Raw genomic sequence first — 23,738 nt, 5'->3', positions numbered from 1 at the left:
AGGCCATCAATACCCCACCGTGAACCTCTCCCGCACATGCTTCGCCTGCTCGATTTCGTCGAGCATCGCAATCGCATAGTCTTCCATCGAGATCCAGCTCTTGCCGTCGGCGGCAGTGAGCAGCTCATCGCGCCCAAGACGGAATTTGCCCGTACGCTCGCCAGGCGTGAACAGCGCGGACGGCGAGAGGAACGTCCAGTCCAGTTGCGTTTCGCCGCGCAATGCATCGAGAAAATCCCGGCCAGCCGAGGCTTCCGCCTTGTAGGCATCGGGGAAGGTCGGCGTATCCACCAACTGCAAGCCTGGCGCCACGTAGAGGCTGCCCGCGCCACCCACCACCAGCAGGCGGCGGATGCCGGCTGCCTTGACGGCCGCGACGATCTGTCCGGCGGTGGTCTGCAGGAAGCGCACGGTGCTGATGGCGACGTCGTTGCCGCGCAAGGCTGCAGCCAGGGCCTGGTTATCGGCGACGTCGACGTCGTGGGCCGTCACGCCGTCGCGTGCAGGCAGTGCCGACGCGTGGCGGGCCAGTGCGGCCACGGTATGGCCACGGCGCAGGGCTTCGTCGGTCAGGCGGCTGCCAACATTACCTGTGGCGCCAATAATCGCGATTTTCATGGTGATTCCTTCCGGCAAGTTTTTATGTGAAACCAAGGTGGTTACACATTGGGGTAAAAAATCAGCGCTTGCGGCGCCGGGCGGCATGCTCGACTTCGCCGAGCATGCTGGCAATCGTGATTTCCGCGAGCGATGCGTCCATGGCTGCCTGCGCACGGTCGGCCACGACCTGCAGTGCGCCCGTGATCTCACGGCCGACCATGCAGGCCGGATTTGGCGCGCTCTGGTGCAGCGTGATCAGTGCCGTGGTCTCGGTGGCACGGAACACCTCAAGCAGCGTGATGTCCGATGCCGGCCGCGCCAGCGTTGCGCCGCCGGTGCTGCCCATCGTCGTGGCCACGAACCCGGCCTCGGTCAGCGCACCGATCATGCGGCGGATCAGCGCGGGGTTGGTCCCCACGCTTCCGGCGATCATCGACGACGGTACCGGACCTTCAGTCTGCGCAAGCAGGGTGAGAATATGGACGGCGACGGCAAACCGGCTGCTGGTGCTCATGCGGAAATCTCAATGTGAAACTATGGTAGTTACAGATCAACCATAAGTCAATGGTCGGGTTTGAGCAGCCATGACGCTGCATTTTTTGTAATTGATGTGGCGAAGATAGCGAGATAATGCCGGAATCGACACTGAAACTGATACACTCGTTCACGGCTCAATGTCAGAAAAGAGCCATTGGACAAGGCAAGAGAGGAGAGGGTTTGAACGATTCAGCGATGCAAAAACAAAAAACCCGCAACGTGCGTTGCGGGTTTCTCGCTAAATCTTGGTGCCCAGGAGAGGACTCGAACCTCCACAGTGTTGCCACCGCTAGGACCTGAACCTAGTGCGTCTACCAATTCCGCCACCTGGGCAGGTGTCGAAACAACCGAAGCGGCCATTATAGCGACCGTCAAACGTTTGTCAAATAGTTTCGAGAAAAATTGAATCAGAACAACTATCCGATCCCAAGCCGGGAAGAAATCCTTGGCGTACTGAGAACCTCGGGGTCGCCCCTGTCGGCTGGCGATATCGCCAAGTCCCTGGCTGTCACGCGCAAGGAGCATGACGGTTTTCAGAAACGGCTCGCCGCGATGGAACGCGACGGCCAGATCGAACTGAACCGCAAGGGCCGCTACGAGCTGGCCCATCAACCGAATTTCGTCGTGGGCCGTGTACAGGGCCACCGCGACGGCTTTGGCTTCCTGATTCGCGACGATGGCGAGGACGATATCTTCCTGCCCGAGCGCGAACTCCAGAAGGCGATGCATAACGACCGCGCCCAGGTGCGCGTGGTGGGCTACGACCGTCGCGGCCGTCCGGAAGGGCAGATCGTCGAGATCGTGGAGCGCGCCAACCGCTACGTCATCGGCCGCCTGCTGTCCGAGAACGGCGTGCTGGTGGTGGCGCCCGAAGACAAGCGCATTGGCCAGGACATCCTGATTCCGCCAAAGTCGCAGGGCAAGGCACGCGTGGGCCAGGTGGTCAGCGTCGAACTCGTGGAATGGCCGGATCGCTACGTGCAGCCGGTGGGCCGCGTGGTGGAAGTGCTGGGCGACATCGACGACCCCGGCATGGAAATCGAGATCGCCGTGCGCAAGTACGGCGTGCCACACGAGTTCTCGGCGGCAGCCGCCAAGGAAGCACAGGCGCTGCCCGACGAAGTTCGCGAGGCCGACCTCGATCACCGGATCGACCTGCGCGACATCTCGCTGGTGACGATCGATGGCGAAGACGCGCGCGACTTCGACGATGCCGTGTACTGCGAGCCGGTCAAGATCGGCCGTGCCAAGGGCTGGCGCCTGATCGTGGCCATTGCCGACGTGTCGCACTACGTGCGGCCCGGTACGCCGCTGGACGGCGATGCGCTGGACCGTGCCACGTCGGTCTATTTCCCGCGCCGCGTGATTCCGATGCTGCCGGAAAAGCTGTCGAACGGCCTGTGCTCGCTGAACCCGCAGGTCGATCGCCTGTGCATGGTCTGCGACGCCGTGATCACCGCCAAGGGCGAGCTCAAGGGCTACCAGTTCTATCCGGCCGTGATGCACTCGAAGGCGCGCCTGACCTATAACGAGGTCTGGGCCGTCCTGTCGAACACCAAGGGTCCGGAGGCGCACAAGCGCGCCGATCTGGTGCCGCACCTGCAGAACCTGTACGAGCTGTTTCAGGTCCTGCTCAAGGCACGCCGCGCTCGCGGTGCGATCGACTTCGACACCACCGAGACCTACATCGTCTGCAATGCGCAGGGCAAGATCGAGCAGATCCTGCCGCGCACCCGCAACGACGCGCACCGGCTGATCGAAGAGTGCATGCTGACGGCCAACGTCTGCGCGGCCGACTTCCTGGAGCGCTTCAAGCATCCGGCGCTGTACCGCATCCACGCGGGTCCGAGCGAGGAAAAGCTGAAGAACCTGCGCGAGTTCTTGCGCACGTCCGGCCTGTCGCTGGGCGGCGGGGACAAGCCCCAGGCGTCGGACTACGCCGAGGTGATGGACAAGATCAAGTCGCGTCCCGATGCGCCGATGCTGCAGACGATGCTGCTGCGCTCGATGCAGCAGGCCGTCTACAGCCCCGACAACATCGGCCACTTCGGTCTGGCGTACGAGGCTTACGCGCACTTCACGAGCCCGATTCGCCGCTACCCCGACTTGCTGGTGCACCGTTCGATCAAGGCGATCCTGGCGCACACCAAGTACCGGCCAGCCTTTATCACGGGGACGGAACTCAACACGCAGATCTCGCCGAAGGCGCGCCGCATGCAGGCCGCCGATGCCGAGAAGCGTGCCCAGAACGCCGCTGCACGCGCCAAGCGCGACGAAGGCATCTGGGACGAGCTTGGCCTGCACTGCTCGGCCAACGAGCGCCGGGCCGACGAGGCATCGCGCGATGTCGAAGCCTGGCTAAAGTGCTACTTCATGCGCGACAAGCTCGGCAGCGATTTCGCGGGCACGATCAGCGCGGTCACGTCGTTCGGCATCTTTGTCCAGCTCGACGAGCTCTATGTCGAAGGTCTGGTCCACGTGACCGAACTGGGCAGCGACTACTTCCAGTACGACGAGGCACGCAACGAACTGCGTGGCGAGCGTACGGGCATTCGCTACCGGCTGACCGATCGCGTGCGCGTGCAGGTGTCGCGCGTCGACCTCGATGCGCGCAAGATCGACTTCCGCCTGGTGCAGGAGCCGTCCGCCAAGACGCTGCGCGGTCGCGCTGGCGCCCCCGAGCAACCGCGTGTTCCGGCCGCCCACGCGGTGCCGGCGCGCAAGAAGGGGCGGCAGCTTGCCGCACTGCTTGGCGGTACGTCGAAGCCCGAGGAGTCGTTCGACGAAACGCTTGATCGTGTGATCGAAGAGCAACCGGTGTTTGAAGCCGTGATCACGCCGGTCAAGCCGCGCCAGGCGAATGTGGGGCATGCGGCGCATCCGTCGCGTAAAACGCCGCCGGCCGGCAAGCCGGCCAAGCGCGCGGCCAAGCCGAAGCCGTCGCATCTGAAGACGGCCAAGAAGCCCGCTGCCAAGCCGGCCGGCAAATCGAGCCGGACGGCGCGCAAGCGGTAAGCAAATCGGCGTTGTCGTGAGGCCATGGCGGGTACAATGCGCGCCATGGCCAAACACAAACTCCTGATCGGCTTTCACGCCGTCAATGCACGCCTGCGCCAGAACGCGCAGAGCGTGTCCGATATCTACATCGAAGCGAACCGCAAGGATCGGCGCATGATTGACTTCGTCCGCCTGGCGGAAAGTCATGGCGTGACGCTGCATCCCGTGGATGCCGACCGCCTGCGCGGCATGGCCGGCACCGACCGTCACCAGGGCGTGGTGGCGCGTGCCGAAGACGTGTCGCTTGCGCTGAACCTCGACGAACTGCTCGACGGCATCGAAGGCACGCCGCTGCTGCTGGTGCTGGACGGTGTCACCGACCCGCATAACCTCGGCGCCTGCCTGCGCGTGGCCGATGGTGCCGGCGCCCACGCCGTGATCGCGCCGAAGGACCGCAGCGTCGGCCTGAACACGACCGTGGCGAAGGTTGCCAGCGGTGCGGCCGAAACCGTGCCCTACATCACCGTGACCAACCTGGCCCGCACGCTGCGCGAACTGCAGGAACGCGGCATCTGGGTGGTGGGTACCGCCGACGGCACCGAAAAATCGCTCTACGACATCGACCTGAAGGGCCCGACCGCAATCGTGATGGGCGCGGAAGGCGAGGGCATGCGCCGCCTGACGCGCGAAACCTGCGACGAACTGGTAGCGCTGCCGATGGCTGGTGGCGTGGAAAGCCTCAATGTTTCCGTGGCCAGCGGCGTGTGCCTGTACGAGGCGGTGCGACAGCGCCGGAAGTAACCATGGTCGTGGACGCCGCCGCGCTGGAACAGGCACGCAACTGGATCGACGCCGCACAGAACATCTTCGTGCTGACTGGCGCGGGGATCTCGGCGGAGTCTGGCGTGCCGACGTTCCGCGATGCGTTGACCGGCCTCTGGGCGCGTTTCGATCCGGAGGAACTGGCAACCGAGGAAGCGTACCGCCGCCACCCGACGCTGGTGTGGCAGTGGTACGAGCATCGGCGCGAACTGGTGGCGGCCGCGAAGCCGAATCCCGCGCACTACGCGCTGACGGCACTGGCCAGACAGAAATCGCTGACGCTGGTCACCCAGAACATTGACGGCCTGCATCAGCAGGCCGGCAGTGAACACGTGGTGGAACTGCACGGCAATCTGTTTGCCAACAAATGGCTCGACGGCTGCGGCCGTTGCGACACCGCGCCCGCGGTGCCCGGCGAGCCTCCGCATTGCTCGCTGTGCGGCGCGATGATGCGTCCCGGCGTGGTGTGGTTCGGCGAGGATTTGCCCCGCGTGGCGCGATTTCGTGCCGATCACGCGGCGCAATCGTGCGACCTGTGCCTGGTCGTGGGAACGTCGGGGCTGGTGTATCCGGCGGCGGCCTTGCCGGGCTTGGCCAAGGAGCATGGCGCCCGCGTCATCGTGGTCAATCCGCAGCCTTCGGCGCTCGACGCAACAGCGGATCTGATGGTGCCAGCCGCGGCAGGAGAATGCCTGCCGATGCTGTGGCCGCAGGACGCGACCTGAGGTTACCTTACCGGTTGGTTTCCCCCCTCCAGGACGGAGAGGGGTGCGTTGCCTGCAATCAGCCAGCCAGTTCCGCCACCAGCTTTTCCAGCTTGACCGCGTCCGCCGCGAACAGGCGAATCCCTTCCGACAGCTTCTCGGTGGCCATTGCATCCTCGTTCAACTGCCAGCGGAACGCCGCTTCATCGGCGGCGATGCGCGCGATGTTGGCGGCCTGCGCCTGCTCCACCGACAGCTTGCGTTCCACCGTGGCCGTGCTGGCCGCCAGTTGTTCCAGCAGCTCGGGGCTGATGGTCAGCAGGTCGGAGCCCGCGAGCGACAGGACCTGTCCGGTGCCACGGAAGCTGGCGCCCATGACCTCGGTGGCATAGCCGAACTTCTTGTAGTAGTCGTAGATCTGGCGCACCGAGCGCACGCCGGGATCGTTGTCGCCGGCGTTGGCGTCGGCGTCCCACTTGTCGCCGGCCTGCTTCTTGTACCAGTCGAGAATACGGCCGACGAACGGCGAGATCAGTTGCGCACCGGCTTCCGCACAGGCTACGGCCTGGGCCAGCGAGAACAGCAGCGTCATGTTGCAGCGAATGCCGTCACGCTGCAGGATCTCGGCGGCCTTGATGCCTTCCCACGTCGAAGCGATCTTGATCAGCACGCGTTCACGCGCCACGCCGCGCTGTTCGTACAGGCCGATCAGGTGACGGGCCTTGTCCACCGTCGCCTGCGTGTCGAACGACAGGCGCGCGTCGACTTCGGTCGACACGCGGCCCGGCACGATGGCCAGGATCTCGCAGCCGAAGGCGATCAGCAACTGATCCATCACGGCGTCCATGCCGGCGGACCCGTGATGGTCGCGCGTGGCCTGTTCCAGCAGCGGCCGGTATTCGGGCTTCTGCACGGCCTTGAGGATCAGCGACGGATTGGTGGTCGCGTCCTGCGGCGTGTACTGCTTCATCAGCTGGAAGTCGCCGGTATCGGCAACCACCGTGGTGAACTGCTTCAGTTGTTCGAGCGCGTTCATGATCTGTGTTCCGTCTGGAAGAGGGAAGAAGGCGGTGCGTGAGGCAGCCGGGGATGGATCATTGTAACGGCGTGGCGTGAGGCGGCAACCGATACCGTGACGCCGGGCGGTAATCGCCGACGATACTTGGCGATTGCCCGTGATCCGCTACACTACGCGTTTTCGTGCGACACGTCGCATCGACCTTTGTTGGGGATGAGCCCCAACCATTTTCTTGCTAAGACCAACCCGGCCGGTAAAGCCGTGGGGCGTCTCATGGAGTTTGCTTTTCAGGCCAGGACATCGGCCAGTAGCTTGCTTTTGCTGGCTCACTACCAGCCATTGCCCAAAAGGCGGGGACGCTCGCCTTTGGGCGACTGTTCGTTCATTCCCCTTTCGCAAGGAAGGGGTTCGTTGTGCCAACAGCCTATCGTTGGCGCAACGCAATAGTAATGTGCCGGCCCAGAAGTGGGGCCGCCGTAATCTTGTGGGATGGTGTATGCAGTCTAGGCACTGCCGCCATCGGGTGCCCGCAGTACGGGGCCATGAAGCAAGGAAGCGAGGACCGGAGCGGAAGCTCCGCGCGTTATTGTTTGGATCGGGCTCGTCCGCGAGGACGCCCTGATAGCAAACCTGCTATACGACTAGTAGTAGCCTAGGGAGACATGCGTCACTGGTAACGGTGGGGTGTGAAGCTCTCCCGACAATGTAGCCCCCGTAAGGGTGCGTTGGGTCCGTGAGGTCCTGCCGCAGAGATCCCAAGCAGCGATGGGGTCAAGGAGCTAGGCTGGCTGGTATGGGTAATGTAAGTAAACTGCTGTTAAACGCCGTGAGTAGTGCGGTGCCAAAGCTGCTGTTAGGCACTAACCAAAAGGTACGTGGTCGGATGTCCCGCTGGAAACTCGGGACACGTCGTCAGCTGACCACCGGTGAAGAGGCAGACCCTAACCCAGTCGTGTAACGCGTGGGGAACGTGGTAAGCCCGTATAGCCGCCCGAGCGCAGTTTGGCTTTGGCAGGCGAACCGTAAGGGACGCTGTTGGTTGTGCGGGTATGGGAGGTTGGAGAAAGCGAACGTCGGACTGTAATGGTCCGGATAGGGGTTGAAACATCATCCCACGCGAAAGCGGGCAGACTTCCAACTGGTCTTTCGTCGCAAGACGGCTGACTGAACTCGCTTGTTTAATTTTTCTTCCCTTGAGGGGCAATATGTCCCCTCAAGGGGCATGTTGTCTCTGCTGTTTGGGGAAGTCCTCAAGATAGGAGAGCAGCATGGAATCATTGATCCGCAAGGATGAATCTGCGCCCTCCGGCATTCCGCAGCGATGGGGCGACATCAATTGGCGCCGCGTCGAACGGAATGTTCGAGCAATGCAGATTCGAATTGCGAAGGCAACACAGGACAGAGATTGGCGCAGGGTGAAAGCCTTGCAACGGTCACTGACCCGCTCGTTCTCCGCCAAGGCATCGGCGGTACGACGAGTGACGGCGAACCAAGGTGCGCGAACGGCAGGTGTAGATCGCGTGAAGTGGGACTCGCCTGAAACCCGGTGGGAAGCCATTGGGCGGTTGAAGCGTCGGGGGTATCGGCCCATGCCATTACGGAGGGTCTTTATTCCTAAAGCCAATGGAAAGGAACGCCCGCTGGGTATCCCGACCATGCGGGACCGCGCCATGCAAGCGCTGTATTTGCTGGCGCTGGAACCGGTGTCCGAAGGGACGAGCGATCCGAACTCCTACGGGTTTCGGGCCAATCGTTGCACGGCGGATGCGATGTCGCAGTTATTTATCTCCCTATCCCAAAAGGCCTCGGCTCAATGGGTGCTGGAAGCTGACATCAAAGGCTGCTTTGACCATATCAGTCACGACTGGCTGGAGCGCAATGTCCTGATGGACAAGGCAATCCTTCGGAAGTGGTTGAAAGCTGGCGTGGTATTTCAGGGCCAGTTTCAGGCGACCGAAGCCGGAACACCACAGGGAGGCATCATCTCCCCGACCCTGGCAAACGTGGCGCTGAACGGGCTGGAACGACAACTGGCGAAGTCTCTAGAGATCAAGCTAGGTGTCGCCGGCACGAAGAGGCTGAAGGTGAACGTGGTGCGGTACGCGGACGACTTCGTGATCACCGGCAGTACGCCGGAGGTGTTAGAGAACGAAGTGAAACCGTGGGTGGAACAGTTCTTAGCAGTACGGGGACTGACGCTGTCCACGGAGAAAACGCAGATCGTCAACATCGCTGACGGCTTTGACTTTCTTGGGTGGAATTTCCGGAAGTACTCGGGAACGCTGCTTATTAAGCCGAGCAAGAAGAACGTGCAAACGTTCTATCGCAAGGTGAAGGAGGTCATCAGTACCCACAAGACGGTGAAGCAGGAGGATTTGATTCGACTGCTGAACCCGATGCTAAGGGGCTGGGCGCAGTATCACCGCCCAGTGGTAGCGAAGGTGACGTACACCAAAATGGAGCACCGGATCTTCCGGGCGCTATGGCGGTGGGCGAAGCGGCGGCATCGAGGAAAGAACACCGAATGGGTGCGCAAAAAGTATTTTGCATCCGTTGGTGAACGGAACTGGGTGTTTGGAACCACAGCAGTAGATAAGGATGGCAATCGCCAATGGATCGAGTTGTATTCCCTTGCGGGGACACCGATTCAGCGGCATAAGAAGATTCGCGGGGACTTCAATCCCTTCGATCCAGCGCAGGAGATGTACGGCGAGAAACTGCGGCAGGATCGCCTGTTGGAAAACATGGCGTACCGGAAGCAGTGGATCAAGTTGTATGTCGACCAGCGAGGCTTATGTGCGGTGTGTCAGTGCAAGATAACCAAAGAGACGGGGTGGCATGACCACCATATTATTCTCCGTACCTACAAGGGGTCGGATGCTCTAGGAAATCGCGTGCTGTTGCATCCCGATTGTCATGTCCAAGTACACCATCACGGTCGAGCTGTTGTGAAGCCGATGTTTGATTGACATTTAGTAAAGGCTTGAGCCGTATGCGGGGAAACTCGCACGTACGGTTCTTAGGGGGGAGGAGACCAGTAATGGTCTCCTCCTACCCTCCCCCAACGCAATTCACCCCGTTGTCATGACTCAGGATGAACTCAAGGCGCTGGTCGCGCAAGCCGCCGCGGACTATGTGAAGCAGGAAGTGCCCGAAGGTGCCGTTCTTGGTGTCGGCACGGGCTCCACCGCCAATCTCTTCATCGACGCCGTCGCGGCGTTCAAGGAGCGGTTCAGTGGCGCCGTGTCCAGTTCCGAGGCATCCACGCGCCGCCTGCAGCAGCACGGCTTCAAGGTGCTGGACCTCAACGAGGTGGACACCATTCCGGTCTATGTCGACGGTGCCGACGAGATCGATGCCTCGGGCGCGATGATCAAGGGTGGCGGCGGTGCGCTGACGCGCGAGAAGATCGTGGCTGCCGTGGCCGAACGCTTCGTCTGTATCGCCGATGGCAGCAAGCTGGTGCCGGTCATGGGCACGTTCCCGCTGCCGGTCGAGGTGATTCCCATGGCACGTGCTGCCGTGGCTCGCCAGCTCGCCGCGCTGGGCGGCCAGCCGCGCCTGCGCATGACCAAGGAAGGCGGTATCTACAAGACCGACAACGGCAACGTGATTCTCGACGTGACCGGCCTGAAGATCGACGATCCCAAGGGCCTGGAGCAGCGCGTCAACCAGTTGCCGGGCGTGGTGACGGTGGGCCTGTTCGCGCTGCGCGGCGCCAATGTGCTGCTGCTGGGCACCGAGAACGGCGTCCAGCGCACCGACTACTAAGCCAACGGGGCTGGCGCGGTTATCCGGCCAGCCCGTGCTCGACGGCGTAGACCGCCACCTGCACGCGGCTGGCCAGGTGGAGCTTCTTGAGGATGTTCTGCACGTGAATCTTCACGGTGCACTCCGCCACGCCCAGCTCGCGCGCGATTTCCTTGTTGCTTTCCCCCCGTACCAGTCCCTGCACGATGTCGCGCTCACGCGTGGTCAGCGGCGCGCCGTCCTGGCCGCGAGTTGCCGCGGTGGCCGGCACACTGGGCGCACGAAACTGCTGCACCAGCTTCGCGGTCATGCCCTCCGAGATCACCGGCTCGCCGGCCGCCGCGCGCCGGATGGCGCTGGTCAGTGCTTCGGTCTCGATATTCTTGAGCAGGTAGCCGCGCGCGCCGCTGCGCAATGCAGTGGCCAGTTCCTCGGCTTCCTCCGACACCGTCAGCACGATCACGGCGCTGTCAGGCAAATCCTCCACCAGTAATTGCAGTGCCTCCAGGCCGGACAGGCCGGGCATGTTCAGGTCCAGCAGGATCACGTCAGGCCGGTGCTGCTTGGCGCGCTTGATGCCCTCCACGCCGTCGGCGGCTTCGTCGACGATCTCGAAATCGGGCTGCCGTTGCAGCAGGGCGCGAATGCCTGACCGGAACAGCGTATGGTCGTCGATCAACAGGATGCGGATGGTCATGATGCGGGTTCCTCGGCCGTTGCGGTCGGCGATGCGGCCGTGCGCTCGCCGCGCGGCAGGGTCAGTTCGATGCGTACGCCAAGGCCGGCGCGTGGTTCGATAGCCAGGTGTGCACCCAGGCGCGCGGCGCGCTCGCGCATGATGTGCAGGCCGATGTGGCCGGTGTCGTGCTCGTCGAGCCGGCTGGCGTCAAAGCCGTCGCCGTCGTCTTGCACCACCAGCCGGAACACGCGGTCGTGCCGGATCGAGATCGTCACGTGCTCGGCCATGGCGTGCTTGCGGACATTCGACAGGGCTTCCTGCAGGATGAACAGCACCTGCAGCTGATGTTCGGGCTGTAGCGGCAAGCCCTTGTCGTCGATCGACAGCGTGGCCTCGGTACGGCATTGGCGCCGGAAGCGCGCCACGGTTTCCTCCACGGCCGGGCGCAGGTCGCCAGTGGTCAGCCGTGAGCGGAAGTTGTTCAGCAGCTCGCGCACATCCTGATAGCTTTCTTCCACGCCGTGGCGCAGTAGCGGAATGATCTCCTGCACTTCGTCGTCCGCACGGCGCTCCGCGGCATCTTCCAGTAGCTGGACCTGCAGATTCAGGAAGTTCAGGCCCTGCGCGATGCTGTCGTGCAGGCCCTGCGCCACGAGGTTGCGTTCCTCCACCACGGCAAGCTGGCGGGCGCTGGCCGACAGGCGCACGTGCTCCAGCGCGGTGGCCAGGTGCTGGGCCATCGTTTCCAGCAACTGCCGGTGCGATGGCGGCAAGTCGTGTGCCGCACGGAAATGCAGCGTCAGGGTGCCGACGGGGCCGCGCAGCGTGTCGAGCCGGAAGGCGGCCATCGACAAAAAGCCTTCGCGCCGGCACGGCGAAGGAGAGGACGGTGATGATGGCATGACCGGGGCGGCCATCGGCAGGATCGCGCGGCGCAGGTCGGCCACGGTCACGATGCCGGCCTGCGTGGCTTGTCCGCAGTGGCACGCGCCGATATCGGCACAGTGATCGTCGTCGGCCAGGTCCATCGACAATCCCACCGATGCCAACCTGTTGAGCCGGCCCTGGCGGACGTCGAACATCCGCACCGATCCGCCGTCGGCGCCGAACTGCTGCATGACGCGCTCCAGAAAGCCGCGCGCCAGGCTTTCGGCATCGGCAGCCTGGTTCAGGAAGGCGGCCATGTCGTAGAGCGCTTCCAGATCGCGATTCTGGTTCGCCAGCTCGGCGGTCTTGCGGGTCACGCGGGCGGCCAGGTCGTGATAGAGCTCCTGCAGTTCGGCGGCCATGCGATTGAAGCCGGCATTCAGCGTGCCGAATTCGTCGCGTGTTTCCACGGGCAGGCGCAGCGAGAACTCGCGGGCGGCCATGCGCCGCAAGCCATCCTGCAGGCGCAGCACGGGCAGGATGATCCAGAGATAGAGCAGGTAGATGACCGCCACGGTACCCACGCAAGCCATCGCCGCCAGGCCAACCTGGGACAGGCGCAGCATGTCGGTCTTGCGCGCGCTGTTGCGCTCGATCAGGCGGACGAGCCGGTCGGCCTGATCGACGAAGCCAGGCAGCGCCCGCACATACTCGCCGGCGTTGCCAGCCAGGGCCATCGGCTTGAGATGCTGCGACCAATCGGCCAGCACTGCGTCCAGCTGGGCATGGATGGTCGGGTCGTCAGGCAGGACCAGCGGCCGGGCCGGGTTGCCCTTGCGCAGTTGCGCCAGCGTGTTGTCCAGGGTCGTGATCTGTTCGGCAAGCGTGCTGGGATTGCCCGATGCCGACAGCGAAAGCTCGATGGCCACGCGGTTGGCGCGCATCCGCAGGCTGCCGGCGTCATTGATGGCGGCCCCGGCGCCTTCGAGCTTCCAGGAAAGAAAGAGTGTGCCCGTGATCATGGCCAGCACCGCCGTCAGCGACGCCAGGGACAGCAGGATGATGCGCGTGGATAGCCGGTAGCGCGGCGGCGTCAGTCGAACGGTGTCGGGGACGTGGTCGGTGTCGGGCAGCGAATGCGGCGGCCGGGTAGCTGCGGTAAAGGCTTCGGCGGTCGGGCGATATGTGGGGTCTGGCATGGAATCGAGTTGGCGCAAGGGGGCGGGCACAACCTCGGCGCTGATTTTCGACCTGTTGGGGCTTGTGACTTCTGCGCCAGATCAATCTTTGTGCAATCCGTGGTCTACCGTTGTGACCGCGCCGCTGTGCTTGAGCCGTCCGCACGTCCAGGTGGACAATGTGGCGTTTTCCATCCAGCCAAGGTGCCAACCGCAAGTGAAAGCGGCAAATCTCGACTATGCCCAGGCGCCAAGGCCCGCCGTGGTGTTCGGCTGCCTGATGCCGGCGCCGTGGCTCGGTGTCGCTGCCGGGCTGCTATTGGCTTGCGGCCCCGCCGATGGCTTGCCGCATCGTTTCGCGCCGCTGGCCCTGGCATCGGTCCATGCGCTGGCCCTTGCCATGCTGCTGCCCGTGATGCTGGGTGCCCTGTTCCAGATGATGCCGGTGGTGGCCCGGGTGCCAGTGCCCGGAGTGCGATGGCTGGCGCCATTCGTCGCGCTGTCTGGCGCGGCCATGGCGACCGCGCTCGGCGTGGGCTTTATCGGCGGCGAGGGTGAGGCTTTTCGCTGGGCGGCCGGTATCGGCCTGTTTCCCTTGCTCGTGGCGGGTGTGTTATTCGTGACTGGCCGGCGCGTGGTGCGTGTCGATGCCACCACGCGTACGCTGGCCTCGATTGGCGCGCCGTTGTTGCTGACTGTTGCGGCAGGGATTGCGTTGGCGGGTGTACTGGGCGGCTGGTGGGCATTGCCGCTGCCAACGCTGCTGTCGTTGCACGTCGCGTGGGGTCTCGGGGGCTGGCTTGGCGCGCTGGTCACCGGCGTGGCGATGACGGTGCTGCCGATGTTCTGGCAGGTTCCGCAGTTGCCCGGGCGCTTGCAGCGATGCCTGCCCGTTGCGCACTGGCTGCTCCTGCTGATCTTCAGTGTGGTCATTGTCATCGCCCCGGACGGGGACATCGGGCGGTGGGCCTTGTTGCCCTGGCTGGCCTTTGCCGGACTGCTCGGCGGCTCGATGCTGATCGCCGTGCTGCGGGCGCGCCGTCGTCACGATCCGCACTGGCCGCTCTGGGCCGTGGCCTCGGCCAGCATGACGATGGCCACGTTCCTGACCACCGCCAATCTGTGGCTGCCGGGGTCGACAGTGTTGCCGTGGTGGATAGGGGTACTGGTGCTGGTGGGAAGTGGCGTGCTGCCTGTCACGGCCATGCTGGGAAAGATCGTGCCATTCCTGGTGTGGCTGCACCTGCGCCGCATGCTGCCGCCACGCGCGCGGGTGCCAGTCATGCAGGCCATCATCTCACCGGCTCGACAGCGGCAGCAAGGTTTGCTGTTGCTGGCGGCCTTTGCCGCGCTGCTGGCGTTGCCATGGGCGCCCGCGTGGTGCGCGCGCATTGGTGGCCTGCTGTTTGCCGCGGCCAATGCGTGGCTCGGATTCCAACTGCTGACGGCGCTGCGCTGCATGGCCCGCATGCGCCGGCAGGGCGGTCTGCCGCCCCGTGAACCGCGCGACGGGGATTAGCCTCGTCAGGCGCTGGCGGTCGTTGCGAGCGCCGGCGTCAGTGCGGCCGGCTTCTCGCCGGTCAGCAGGTAGTGCATCAGTTCGGCCACCGGCCGGATCGCCTCGCCGAATGGCAGCTTGCCCTTGCCACGGAAGAACAGGCCGCGTTCCACGTCACCGCGTACAGCCTGGGCAAGCTTGAGGTCGATACAGAACTGGCCGATCTTGGCCACGCCATCGCGTAGCCCGCAGGCCTGCAGGCAATCAAAGCCTTCCAGGCAATCGCGCGGCCTGGCCCGCTGCTGCAGGCGGCTTTCGCTGGACAGGTAGCGCGACAGCCAGGGCGTCAGTACAGCACGCGCCGGCAAGCCCGCCACGCTGGTGAACTCGCGCAGGGTGTCTGGCGTGGCCGTCGCCAGCACCTGCTTGAAGGCCGGATGGGCGTCGCATTCCTCGGTGACGGCGAATGCGGTGCCCAGTTGCACGGCCGATGCGCCTTCGCCCAGCCAGTGCCGGACTTTCTCGTGGGTATTGATGCCGCCGGCCAGGATCAGCGGGATGCTCTCCCATGCCAGGCCCAGGGTCTGGAACAGCTCGCGGCATTCGCTTAGTACGCGGGCGAACGAAAAGCGGTCGTTGCCCAGATCTTCGATGGTGGCGGCACCCAGGTGTCCGCCGGCGTGCGCGGGATGCTCGATCACGATGGCATCCGGCAGCCGGCCCTTCTTCATCCAGCGGCGCAGCACCAGCCCGATGCCGCGCGTTTCCGACAGGATCGGGATCAGCGCCACCTTGGGGTGATCGGCCGCCATCTCTGGCAGGTCCAGCGGCAGCCCGGCACCCATGACGATGGCATCGGCGCCGCTCTCGCAGGCCTGGCGCACCATCTGGGCATGGGAGCCGATGGCCTTCATGACGTTCACGGCGATCATGCCGCGTCCCCCGGACAATTGGCGGGCGGCAACGATCTCGCGATCGAGTGCCACGCGGTTGGCGGCCTCGATGGCTTCCTTGTCCCGCTTGCCGCGCACTTGTTCCATCAGGTCGGGGTGGTGGTGGCGCAGGTCGATGCTGGCAATCGTGCCAACGCCATTGTTGGCGGCCACGGTGCCGGCCAGGCGGTGGGCGGAGATGCCAACGCCCATGCCGCCCTGGACGACCGGTAACAGGTGCCGTCCGGCGAGTTTCAGCCAGTGCTTGTTCATGAGTACATTCCGGATAGTGTTTGCTCTACGACGGCCCAGGTTGCCGCCTCTTCATCGTCGGTGCAGGCGCCGTGCTGGCGCTTGGTCGCACCGAGGCGGTTCAGGACCAGGTGGGCCGTCGGTGTGACGCCCGCCGATGCCAGGCATGCCTTGACGCATGCCAGCGGACAGCCGTCCAGCGCAAGGATCGGCCGGCCGGACCGTGCCACGCGCGTCAGCGCGGGCACGCCGCCGCCAACCCCGCTGATGCACGACATTTCCGCCCGGCCGCCGCGGTCGAGCCGCACGGCGAACTGGTTGGCTAGCTGAGCGACACTGGAACACCCGGAGCAGGCGTAGACGAGTGGCAGGGCAGATGGGGGCGGCGGTGTCATGGCTTCAGGCGTCAGGCTTCAGGCATCAAAGGGCGAGGCGGTTGCACGTACCGTACGTGCGCCGGCGTCGGGGAGCGGGCAAACCAGTGGCAGAAAGCCGTCGGCGCGCTCCGAGTAAGCCAGGAGCGCGCCAGCGGCGATATCGAAATACCAGCCATGCAATGTCAGTTCGCCACGCTCGCACGCCTCTCGCACGAACGGGAATGACTCGAGGTTGCGCAGCGACACCAGGATGGATGCCTGCTCGCAGGCATATTGACGCTGCTCGGCGCTGGCGCCGGGCATGGTCTGCTCCACCAGACGCCGCGCGGGGGCGGCGATGCGCACCCATGGACCAATGAAATCCTGGCGGGGCTGGCGGGGCGGATGCCCCTGCGCCGTGTCGTCGTCGACCTCGGGCCGCGCCAACAATGCTCGAATTCCTCCGCACCCGCTATGACCCATGACAATAATTCTGGCCACGCGGAGTTGTTCTACCGCAAATTGGATGGCCGCCGACACGCCATGTAGCCTTCCGGTCTCCATCTCGGTGCACGGCGGCACAAGGTTTGCGACGTTTCTGACAGTGAAGAGATCGCCCGGATCGCTGCCCAGCAGCAGCCCGGGGTCCACGCGGGAGTCGCTGCATCCAATCAGCAGGGTTTGCGGATGCTGGCCGACGCGCAGTGCATCGAACAACGCCGGCGCATCCTCGAAATAGTGCTGCTGGAAGCGCTCGAACCCTTTCAGCAGGCGCTCGATCACATGCATGGCGCCACCTTACCGGCTGCGCACCAGTTGCCAGGCGCGTCCCAGGTAGGTGACCGAGGCGAAGCCGCTCCAGACGTGCACGAGGCGCGTGAACGGGAAGATCGCGAACAGCGAGATGCCCATGAACAGATGCGCCTTGAAGATCAGCGGGGCGTCGGCAACGTAGCTTGCGGCGTCGGCGCGCAACGTGACGATGTGCTGGGCCCAGGTCATCAGCTGCACCATCATGTGGCCGTCCATATGGCTGGCTGAGGCGAAGATAGTAGAAAGGCCAAGCAGCAGCGTAACCAGCAGCCACAGCAGCAGGATCTTGTCGCCGGTACGGGTCACCGCCGACACGCGGGCGTTGGTCAGGCGGCGATGCAGCAGGATCAGCAGGCCGGCCAGGCACATCGTGCCCATCACGCCGCCGGCGGCCATCGCCACGCCTTGCTTGAAGCTGTGCGACACGCCCAGCGCGTCCCAGACCGCCACCGGCGTCAACAGGCCAACCATGTGGCCGAAGAACAGGCCGAGGATACCCACGTGGAACAGGATGTTGCCCATGCGCAGGTTGCCGCGGTACAGCACCTGCGAGCTGTCCGATTTCCACGTGTACTGCTCGCGCTCGAACCGCGCCAGGCTGCCGAACAGGAAGATGGCGGCGGCGATGTATGGGTAGATCCCGAACAGGAATTGATGGACCAGGTTCATGATGTCTTCTGGTTGATTGGGTTCACGGCGGGGTTCACAGCGCCGCGTTCGCGGCTGCCGCCTCTTTGGCTTTCGGGACGAACCTGACAGGTGCCACGCCGCCTGCGTTGCCGCAGGAGGCGCTACCGGCGCCGATCAGCGGCTCCACGCCGTCGGCGCCCGGGCCGAACAGTTCCAGCGCCTCGTCCATGTCGCGCACCGGCGGGTCTTCCTGGGGCAGCGGCTGGACGTCGGTCAGCGTGCGCAGCACCTGGAACGCCGCTGCGTACGGGCTTTCGCTGCGGGCCAGGCGGTTGCCGATGGCGGTCAGCACGTGGATGGCGTCGCCCAGCAGCTGCTCGGCGCGCTCTTCCTTGCCGTCCATCACCAGTGCGCCCAGGTATTCCAGGAACAACGGCACGTAGTCCGGCAGCTCGGCGGTGACCATGTCGAAGCCGTCGCGCCGGTATTCGTCCAGCAGGTCGACCATGGCCTGGCCGCGGTCGCGGCTTTCGCCGTGCACGTGTTCGAACAGGTGCAGCGAATGGGCCGGATTGCGGTCGAACGTGGCCACGTAGTTTTCCTGCAGCCGGATCAGCGGTTCACTGCGCAGCATGTCGGTCAGCGGGGCCAGCATGTCGCGCGCCTGCGGCCATTCGGCCAGCGTCCAGTCGATGTCGGCCAGGGCTTCCAGCAGCGGGGGTTCCGGATAGCTGAGCACGGCGCTCAGCACTCTATGGATAGTCATTGCGTTCTCCTGTGCGGTCAGGTGGCCAGCGCCTTGCGCCGCGAGCGGGGCAGGTCGGCATAGGCGATCTCGTTCTGCGGCTTCTTGCGGCCAAACAGCGTGCCGTCCGATGTGCCGCCCGAGCAGCCGTTGCCGAAGCTGAAGCCGCAACTGCCTTTCTCGTCGAAGCTGTCCTCGGACATTTCCTTGTGCGAGGACGGCACCACGAAGCGATCCTCGTAGTTGGCGATGGCCATGGTCTGGTACATGTCCTCGACCTGCGCGGGCGTCAGCCCCACCTGTTCCAGTACGGCCAGGTCCTCGATGCCGTCCACCGACTGCCCGCGCTTGTACGCGCGCATGGCCAGCATCCGTTCCAGCGCGCCCAGCACGGGCATGACATCGCCGGCGGTGAGCAGGTTGGCCAGGTACTTCACAGGGATGCGCAGGCTCTTGACGTCCGGAATCACGCCGTTCATGCCCATGAAGCCGGCCTCGGCGGCGGACTGGATCGGCGAGAGCGGCGGGATGTACCACACCATCGGCAGCGTGCGGTATTCCGGATGCAGCGGGAAGGCCACCTTCCACTCGACGGCCATCTTGTAGACCGGCGACTTGCGCGCGGCATCGATCCAGCTCTGGGCGATGCCCTGGCGCAGCGCCTCGGCCTGCACGGCCGGATCGTTGGGGTCCAGGAAGATGTCGAGTTGCGACTGGTACAGGTCGCGCTCGTCGGCCACCGAGGCGGCCTGGTCGATGCGGTCGGCGTCGTAGAGCATGACGCCGAGGTAGCGGATGCGCCCGACGCAGGTTTCCGAGCACACGGTCGGCTGGCCGGCCTCGATGCGCGGATAGCAGAACACGCACTTCTCGGCCTTGCCGCTTTGCCAGTTGAAGTAGATCTTCTTGTACGGGCAGCCCGAGATGCACATGCGCCAGCCGCGGCACTTGTCCTGGTCCACCAGCACGATGCCGTCTTCCTCGCGCTTGTAGACCGACCCCGACGGGCACGACGCCACGCAGGTCGGGTTCAGGCAGTGCTCGCACAGGCGGGGCAGGTACATCATGAACGTGTTCTCGAACGTCGAGTACATGTCCTTCTGGATCTCGTCGAACAGCTTGTCACGGCTGCGCGAATCGAATTCCCCGCCCAGGTCGTCTTCCCAGTTCGGGCCCCATTCGATCTTCTCCATCTTCTTGCCAGTGATGGCCGAAACCGGACGCGCCGTCGGCGGCGTTTCCACCAGTGGGGCCTTTTGCAGATGTTCGTAGTCGTAGGTGAACGGCTCGTAGTACTCGTCGATCTGCGGCAGGTTCGGGTTGGCGAACATGTTCGACAGGATCTTGGCCTTGCCGCCCTGGCGCGGGGTCAGGCTGCCGTCGGCATTGCGCTTCCAGCCGCCATTCCACTTGTCCTGGTTTTCCCATTCCTTCGGAAAGCCCACGCCGGGCTTGGTCTCGACGTTGTTGAACCAGGCGTACTCGACGCCCTCGCGGCTGGTCCAGACGTTCTTGCAGGTGACGGAGCAGGTATGGCAGCCGATGCATTTGTCGAGGTTGAGCACCATGGCCACTTGCGCGCGGATCTTCATTGCCATGCTCCTTCAGTCTTTGCCTTGTTTTGCGGGGAGGGTTCTTCTTTTCGCGGACCTTCCAGCCAGTCCACCTTGTTCATCTTGCGAAGAATCACGAATTCGTCGCGATTGCTGCCAACCGTGCCGTAGTAGTTGAAGCCGTAGGCCAGCTGCGCATAGCCGCCGATCATGTGCGTGGGCTTGGTCACGGCGCGCGTGACCGAGTTGTGGATACCGCCGCGCATGCCGCTGGTTTCCGCACCTGGCACATTGACGATTTTTTCCTGTGCGTGATACATCAGGCACATGCCTTGCGGCACGCGCTGCGATACCACTACCCGGGCCGTGAGGGTGCCGTTGACGTTGAACACCTCCACCCAGTCGTTGTCGCGGATGCCATTGGCCTTGGCTTCGGTCTCCGAGATCCAGACGTGCGGGCCGCCGCGCGACAGCGTGAGCATGCGCAGGTTGTCCGAGTACGTGGAGTGGATGCCCCACTTCTGGTGCGGCGTGATCCAGTTCAGCACCAGTTCCGGGTTGCCGTTGGGCTTGCGGCCCAGCATCGGGCTGACCGTCTTGGTGTCGATGGCCGGCTTGTAGACGCACGCACCTTCGCCAAAGTCCAGCATCCAGCGGTGGTCCTGGTAGAACTGCTGGCGGCCAGTCAGCGTGCGCCATGGAATCAGCTCGTGCACGTTGGTGTAGCCGGCGTTGTAGCTGACTTCCTCCGATTCGAGGCCCGACCACGTCGGCGCGGAGATGATCTTGCGCGGTTGCGCCTGCACGTCGCGGAAGCGGATCTTGTCGTGCTCGCGGCCCACGGCCAGGTGGGTGTGGTCGCGGCCCGTGATCTTCGAGAGCGACTCCCATGCCTTCACCGCGACGTGGCCGTTGGTTTCCGGCGCGAACGTCAGGATCATCTCGGCGGCGTCGATGGCCGTTTCCAGGCGTGGCCGGCCGTAGCTGACGCCCGGCTCGGTCACGGTCTTGCTCAGGTGACCGATCTCGTGCACCTCGTGCTTCGTATCCCAGTTGATGCCCTTGCCGCCGTTGCCCATCTTGTCCAGCAGGGGTCCGATCGACGTGAACTTCTTGTAGATGTCGGCGTAGTTGCGCTCCACCACGACCATCGACGGCGCGGTCTTGCCTGGGATCAGGTCGCACTCGCCGTGCTTCCAGTCCTTCGGCTCGAACGGTTGGCCCAGCTCGCCCGGGGTGTCGTGCAGCAGCGGCGTGCAGACCAGGTCTTCACGGGTGCCCAGGTACGGGCCGGCCAGCTCGGTGAACTTCTTCGCGATGACCTTGTAGATTTCCCAGTCGGTCTTGCTTTCCCACAGCGGCTGCACGGCTTCGGACAGCGGGTGGATGAACGGGTGCATGTCGGACGTGTTCAGGTCGTCCTTTTCGTACCAGGTGGCCGTGGGCAGCACGATGTCGCCGTACAGGCAGGTGGTGCTCATGCGGAAGTCCAGCACGGTCAGCAGGTCGAGCTTGCCCTCGGCGGCGGGGCGCACGGTCACCTCGGTGGGCTTGATCGCATCGTTCTCGTCGCCGAAAACGGCGTTCTGCGTGCCCAGCAGGTACTTGAGGAAGTACTCGTGGCCCTTGCCCGAGCTGCCCAGGATGTTCGAGCGCCAGACGAACATGTTGCGCGGGAAGTTGGCCGGGTTGTCGGGGTCATCGCAGGCAAACTGCAGCGCGCCGGACTTCAGTTGCTCGACGGTGTGGGCCACCGGGTCCTTGCCGGCCGCGCGGGCGTCGGCCACCACGTCCAGCGGGTTGCGGCCCAGTTGCGGTGCCGATGGCAGCCAGCCCATGCGCTCGGACTTGGCATTCAGGTCGAGCAGCGACATCTTGTCGTAGCGCCGCATGTCGGCGGTAGGCGAGAGGATCTCGTCGACGCCCAGCTTCTCGTGGCGCCACTGGCTCGTGTGGCTGTAGAAGAACGACGTGCCGTTCATATGGCGCGGCGGGCGCGACCAGTCGGACGCAAACGCCAGCGGTGCCCAGCCGAACTGCGGACGCAGCTTTTCCTGGCCCACGTAATGGGCCCAGCCGCCGCCGCTCTTGCCCACGCAGCCGCACATCATCAGCAGGTTGATGATGCCGCGGTAGATCATGTCGTTGTGGTACCAGTGGTTCAGCGCCGCGCCCACGATGACCATGCTCTTGCCCTGCGTACGGTCGGCGTTGTCAGCAAACTCGCGAGCCACCTGGATCACCAGATGACGCGGCACCGATGTGTGCTTTTCCTGCCAGGCGGGGGTGTAGGGCACGTCGTCGTCGAGCGATGTGGCCACGTTCGGGCCGCCCAGGCCCTGGTCCACGCCGTAGTTGGCCATCTGCAGGTCGTAGACCGTGGCCACTTGTACCACGGTGCCGTCGGCCAGCGTCAGGCTGCGCACCGGCACGCGGCGCTTGAGCAGCGCGTCGTGTTCGCCGCCGAAGTACGGGAAGCCCACCTCGGCTACTTCCGCCTCATCGCCGATCAGCGACAGGCGCGGATCGATGGCGCGTCCGCTGCCGCCGTCCTTCATCTCCAGGTTCCAGCGGCCAACCTTGGCGCCGTTATCGTGCGCGGCCTCGCCCCAGCGGAAGCCGATGGAGCCGTTGGGCGCCACGATCTCGCCAGTGGCGTGGTCGATGACCAGCGTCTTCCATTCCGGATGGTTGGCCTGGTCCAGGTTGCCGTCCAGGTGCGAGGCGCGCAGGAAGTGGTCGGGCACCAGCGTGCCGTCCTGGTCGCGCAGCAGCACCAGCATCGGCATGTCGGTGTACTGCTTGATGTAGTCGCGGAAGTAGGACGAGCGCGCCGTGGTGTGGAATTCCTTGAGCACCACGTGGCCCATGGCCATGGCCAGCGCGGCATCGGTGCCTTGCTTCGGTGCCAGCCAGATATCACCGAACTTGACCATTTCGCCGAAGTCCGACGACACGGCCACGGTCTTGGTGCCCTTGTAGCGCACCTCGGTGTAGAAGTGCGCGTCAGGCGTACGCGTCTGCGGCACGTTCGAGCCCCAGACCATCAGGTAGGTGCTGTTGTACCAGTCGGCCGACTCTGGCACGTCGGTCTGTTCGCCCCAGATCTGCGGGCTGGCGGGCGGCAGGTCGCAGTACCAGTCATAGAACGACAGGCAGGCGCCGCCGATCAGGCTCAGATAGCGCGCGCCAGCCGCGTACGACACCATCGACATGGCCGGAATTGGCGAAAATCCGATCACGCGGTCGGGGCCATATTGCTTGACCGTGTAGGCGTTGGCGGCGGCAATGATCTCGGTGGCGGTGTTCCAGTCGGCGCGCACGAAGCCGCCCTGGCCGCGCACGCTCTTGTAGCGCTGGGCCTTTTCAGGGTCTTCGCTGATCGATTTCCACGCGGCGATGGGGTCCATGGTCTGGCGCGCCTCGCGCCACATCTCCATCAGCCGGCCCCGGATCATCGGGTACTTCACGCGCTGGGCCGAATAGACGTACCAGCTATAGGAAGCGCCACGCGGGCAGCCGCGCGGTTCGTGGTTGGGCAGGTCGGGGCGGGTGCGCGGGTAGTCGGTCTGCTGGGTTTCCCAGGTGATCAGGCCGTTCTTGACGTACACCTTCCAGGAGCACGAGCCCGTGCAGTTCACGCCGTGCGTGGAGCGCACGATCTTGTCGTGCTGCCAGCGGGCGCGGTAGCTGTTTTCCCACTGGCGGTCTTCGTTGACTACCGCACCGTGGCCATCCGCATACGTGGACTTCACGCGCGAAAGGAACTTCAGTCGATCCAGAAAATGAGACATTTCTTATGTTCTC

General features: G+C 64.4%; 18 protein-coding genes and 1 tRNA gene. 6 read left to right on the top strand and 13 right to left on the bottom strand.

The genetic code is table 11. The features are described from left to right. Positions 1-6: 6 nt before the first annotated feature. The 3 genes from MFF62_RS14660 to MFF62_RS14650 all read right to left on the bottom strand — a co-directional run bounded on the left by MFF62_RS14660 (position 7) and on the right by MFF62_RS14650 (position 1,470). Positions 7-618 (bottom strand): NAD(P)-dependent oxidoreductase, encoded by a 612-nt coding sequence (locus MFF62_RS14660; protein WP_238263852.1) that lies wholly within the window; start codon positions 616-618, stop codon positions 7-9. A 61-nt stretch (positions 619-679) separates the two neighbouring features. Next, entirely contained in the window at positions 680-1,114 is a 435-nt protein-coding gene (locus MFF62_RS14655; protein ID WP_238263851.1) for an Rrf2 family transcriptional regulator, read from the bottom strand. Between the two features lie 269 nt (positions 1,115-1,383). Further along, a tRNA-Leu gene (locus MFF62_RS14650) sits at positions 1,384-1,470 on the bottom strand. A gap of 69 nt (positions 1,471-1,539) precedes the next feature. Between MFF62_RS14650 and rnr the strand changes: the two genes are divergently transcribed. From rnr to MFF62_RS14635, 3 genes are read left to right on the top strand one after another with little or no spacing between them, the layout of a single operon-like run. After that, positions 1,540-4,152, top strand: coding sequence for a ribonuclease R (rnr, locus tag MFF62_RS14645; protein WP_238263850.1), 2,613 nt, complete (start codon positions 1,540-1,542; stop codon positions 4,150-4,152). Positions 4,153-4,197: 45 nt separating this feature from the next. After that, positions 4,198-4,935, top strand: a complete 738-nt coding sequence (gene rlmB / locus MFF62_RS14640; RefSeq protein WP_238263849.1) for a 23S rRNA (guanosine(2251)-2'-O)-methyltransferase RlmB — start codon at positions 4,198-4,200, stop codon at positions 4,933-4,935. A gap of 2 nt (positions 4,936-4,937) precedes the next feature. Continuing rightward, the gene (locus tag MFF62_RS14635; RefSeq protein WP_238263848.1) at positions 4,938-5,681 is read left to right on the top strand and encodes an SIR2 family NAD-dependent protein deacylase; all 744 of its coding nucleotides are present in this window, start codon (positions 4,938-4,940) and stop codon (positions 5,679-5,681) included. A gap of 58 nt (positions 5,682-5,739) precedes the next feature. Here MFF62_RS14635 and tal read toward each other — a convergent pair whose 3' ends face one another. After that, entirely contained in the window at positions 5,740-6,696 is a 957-nt protein-coding gene (tal, locus tag MFF62_RS14630) for a transaldolase (protein WP_238263847.1), read from the bottom strand. Positions 6,697-7,946: 1,250 nt separating this feature from the next. On the opposite strand from tal, the gene ltrA reads away from it, so the two are divergent. Continuing rightward, positions 7,947-9,647, top strand: coding sequence for a group II intron reverse transcriptase/maturase (ltrA, locus tag MFF62_RS14625; RefSeq protein WP_238263846.1), 1,701 nt, complete (start codon positions 7,947-7,949; stop codon positions 9,645-9,647). Between the two features lie 115 nt (positions 9,648-9,762). Beyond that, complete coding sequence (gene rpiA, locus MFF62_RS14620) at positions 9,763-10,449, top strand: ribose-5-phosphate isomerase RpiA (RefSeq protein ID WP_238263845.1); 687 nt, start codon at positions 9,763-9,765, stop codon at positions 10,447-10,449. A 19-nt stretch (positions 10,450-10,468) separates the two neighbouring features. On the opposite strand, the gene MFF62_RS14615 is transcribed toward rpiA, so the two are convergent. Continuing rightward, positions 10,469-11,125, bottom strand: a complete 657-nt coding sequence (locus MFF62_RS14615) for a response regulator (protein ID WP_238263844.1) — start codon at positions 11,123-11,125, stop codon at positions 10,469-10,471. Further along, entirely contained in the window at positions 11,122-13,173 is a 2,052-nt protein-coding gene (locus MFF62_RS14610; protein ID WP_238263843.1) for a type IV pili methyl-accepting chemotaxis transducer N-terminal domain-containing protein, read from the bottom strand. Before MFF62_RS14610 ends, MFF62_RS14615 begins: the two co-directional genes overlap by 4 nt. Positions 13,174-13,369: 196 nt before the next feature. Here MFF62_RS14610 and MFF62_RS14605 point away from each other — a divergent pair, with 196 nt between their 5' ends. Further along, positions 13,370-14,671 (top strand): hypothetical protein, encoded by a 1,302-nt coding sequence (locus tag MFF62_RS14605; protein ID WP_238263842.1) that lies wholly within the window; start codon positions 13,370-13,372, stop codon positions 14,669-14,671. Between the two features lie 5 nt (positions 14,672-14,676). Here the strand turns inward: MFF62_RS14605 and MFF62_RS14600 are convergent, their stop codons facing one another. The 7 genes from MFF62_RS14600 to MFF62_RS14570 are packed head-to-tail and all read right to left on the bottom strand — an operon-like array spanning position 14,677 to position 23,725. Beyond that, complete coding sequence (locus tag MFF62_RS14600) at positions 14,677-15,855, bottom strand: NAD(P)H-dependent flavin oxidoreductase (RefSeq protein ID WP_238263841.1); 1,179 nt, start codon at positions 15,853-15,855, stop codon at positions 14,677-14,679. Then, positions 15,852-16,229 (bottom strand): putative zinc-binding protein, encoded by a 378-nt coding sequence (locus MFF62_RS14595; protein WP_238263840.1) that lies wholly within the window; start codon positions 16,227-16,229, stop codon positions 15,852-15,854. The genes MFF62_RS14600 and MFF62_RS14595 overlap by 4 nt, the downstream gene beginning before the upstream one ends. Positions 16,230-16,247: 18 nt before the next feature. Then, the gene (locus tag MFF62_RS14590) at positions 16,248-16,979 is read right to left on the bottom strand and encodes a carbonic anhydrase (RefSeq protein ID WP_238263839.1); all 732 of its coding nucleotides are present in this window, start codon (positions 16,977-16,979) and stop codon (positions 16,248-16,250) included. 9 nt (positions 16,980-16,988) lie between these two features. Further along, the gene (gene narI, locus MFF62_RS14585) at positions 16,989-17,672 is read right to left on the bottom strand and encodes a respiratory nitrate reductase subunit gamma (protein ID WP_238263838.1); all 684 of its coding nucleotides are present in this window, start codon (positions 17,670-17,672) and stop codon (positions 16,989-16,991) included. Positions 17,673-17,706: 34 nt separating this feature from the next. Then, positions 17,707-18,399: a nitrate reductase molybdenum cofactor assembly chaperone gene (gene narJ, locus MFF62_RS14580; protein ID WP_238263837.1), complete on the bottom strand. Its 693-nt coding sequence runs from the start codon at positions 18,397-18,399 to the stop codon at positions 17,707-17,709. A 17-nt stretch (positions 18,400-18,416) separates the two neighbouring features. Further along, positions 18,417-19,970, bottom strand: a complete 1,554-nt coding sequence (gene narH, locus MFF62_RS14575) for a nitrate reductase subunit beta (protein WP_238263971.1) — start codon at positions 19,968-19,970, stop codon at positions 18,417-18,419. Then, positions 19,967-23,725 (bottom strand): nitrate reductase subunit alpha, encoded by a 3,759-nt coding sequence (locus tag MFF62_RS14570; RefSeq protein ID WP_238263836.1) that lies wholly within the window; start codon positions 23,723-23,725, stop codon positions 19,967-19,969. The genes narH and MFF62_RS14570 overlap by 4 nt, the downstream gene beginning before the upstream one ends. Between the last annotated feature and the right edge of the window lie 13 nt (positions 23,726-23,738).

The organism is Cupriavidus pauculus (assembly GCF_022179805.1).
Taxonomy (GTDB): Bacteria; Pseudomonadota; Gammaproteobacteria; order Burkholderiales; family Burkholderiaceae; genus Cupriavidus; species Cupriavidus pauculus_E.
The sequence above is the reverse complement of the archived record's forward strand: the minus strand, read 5'-3'. Positions and strand labels throughout refer to the sequence as shown.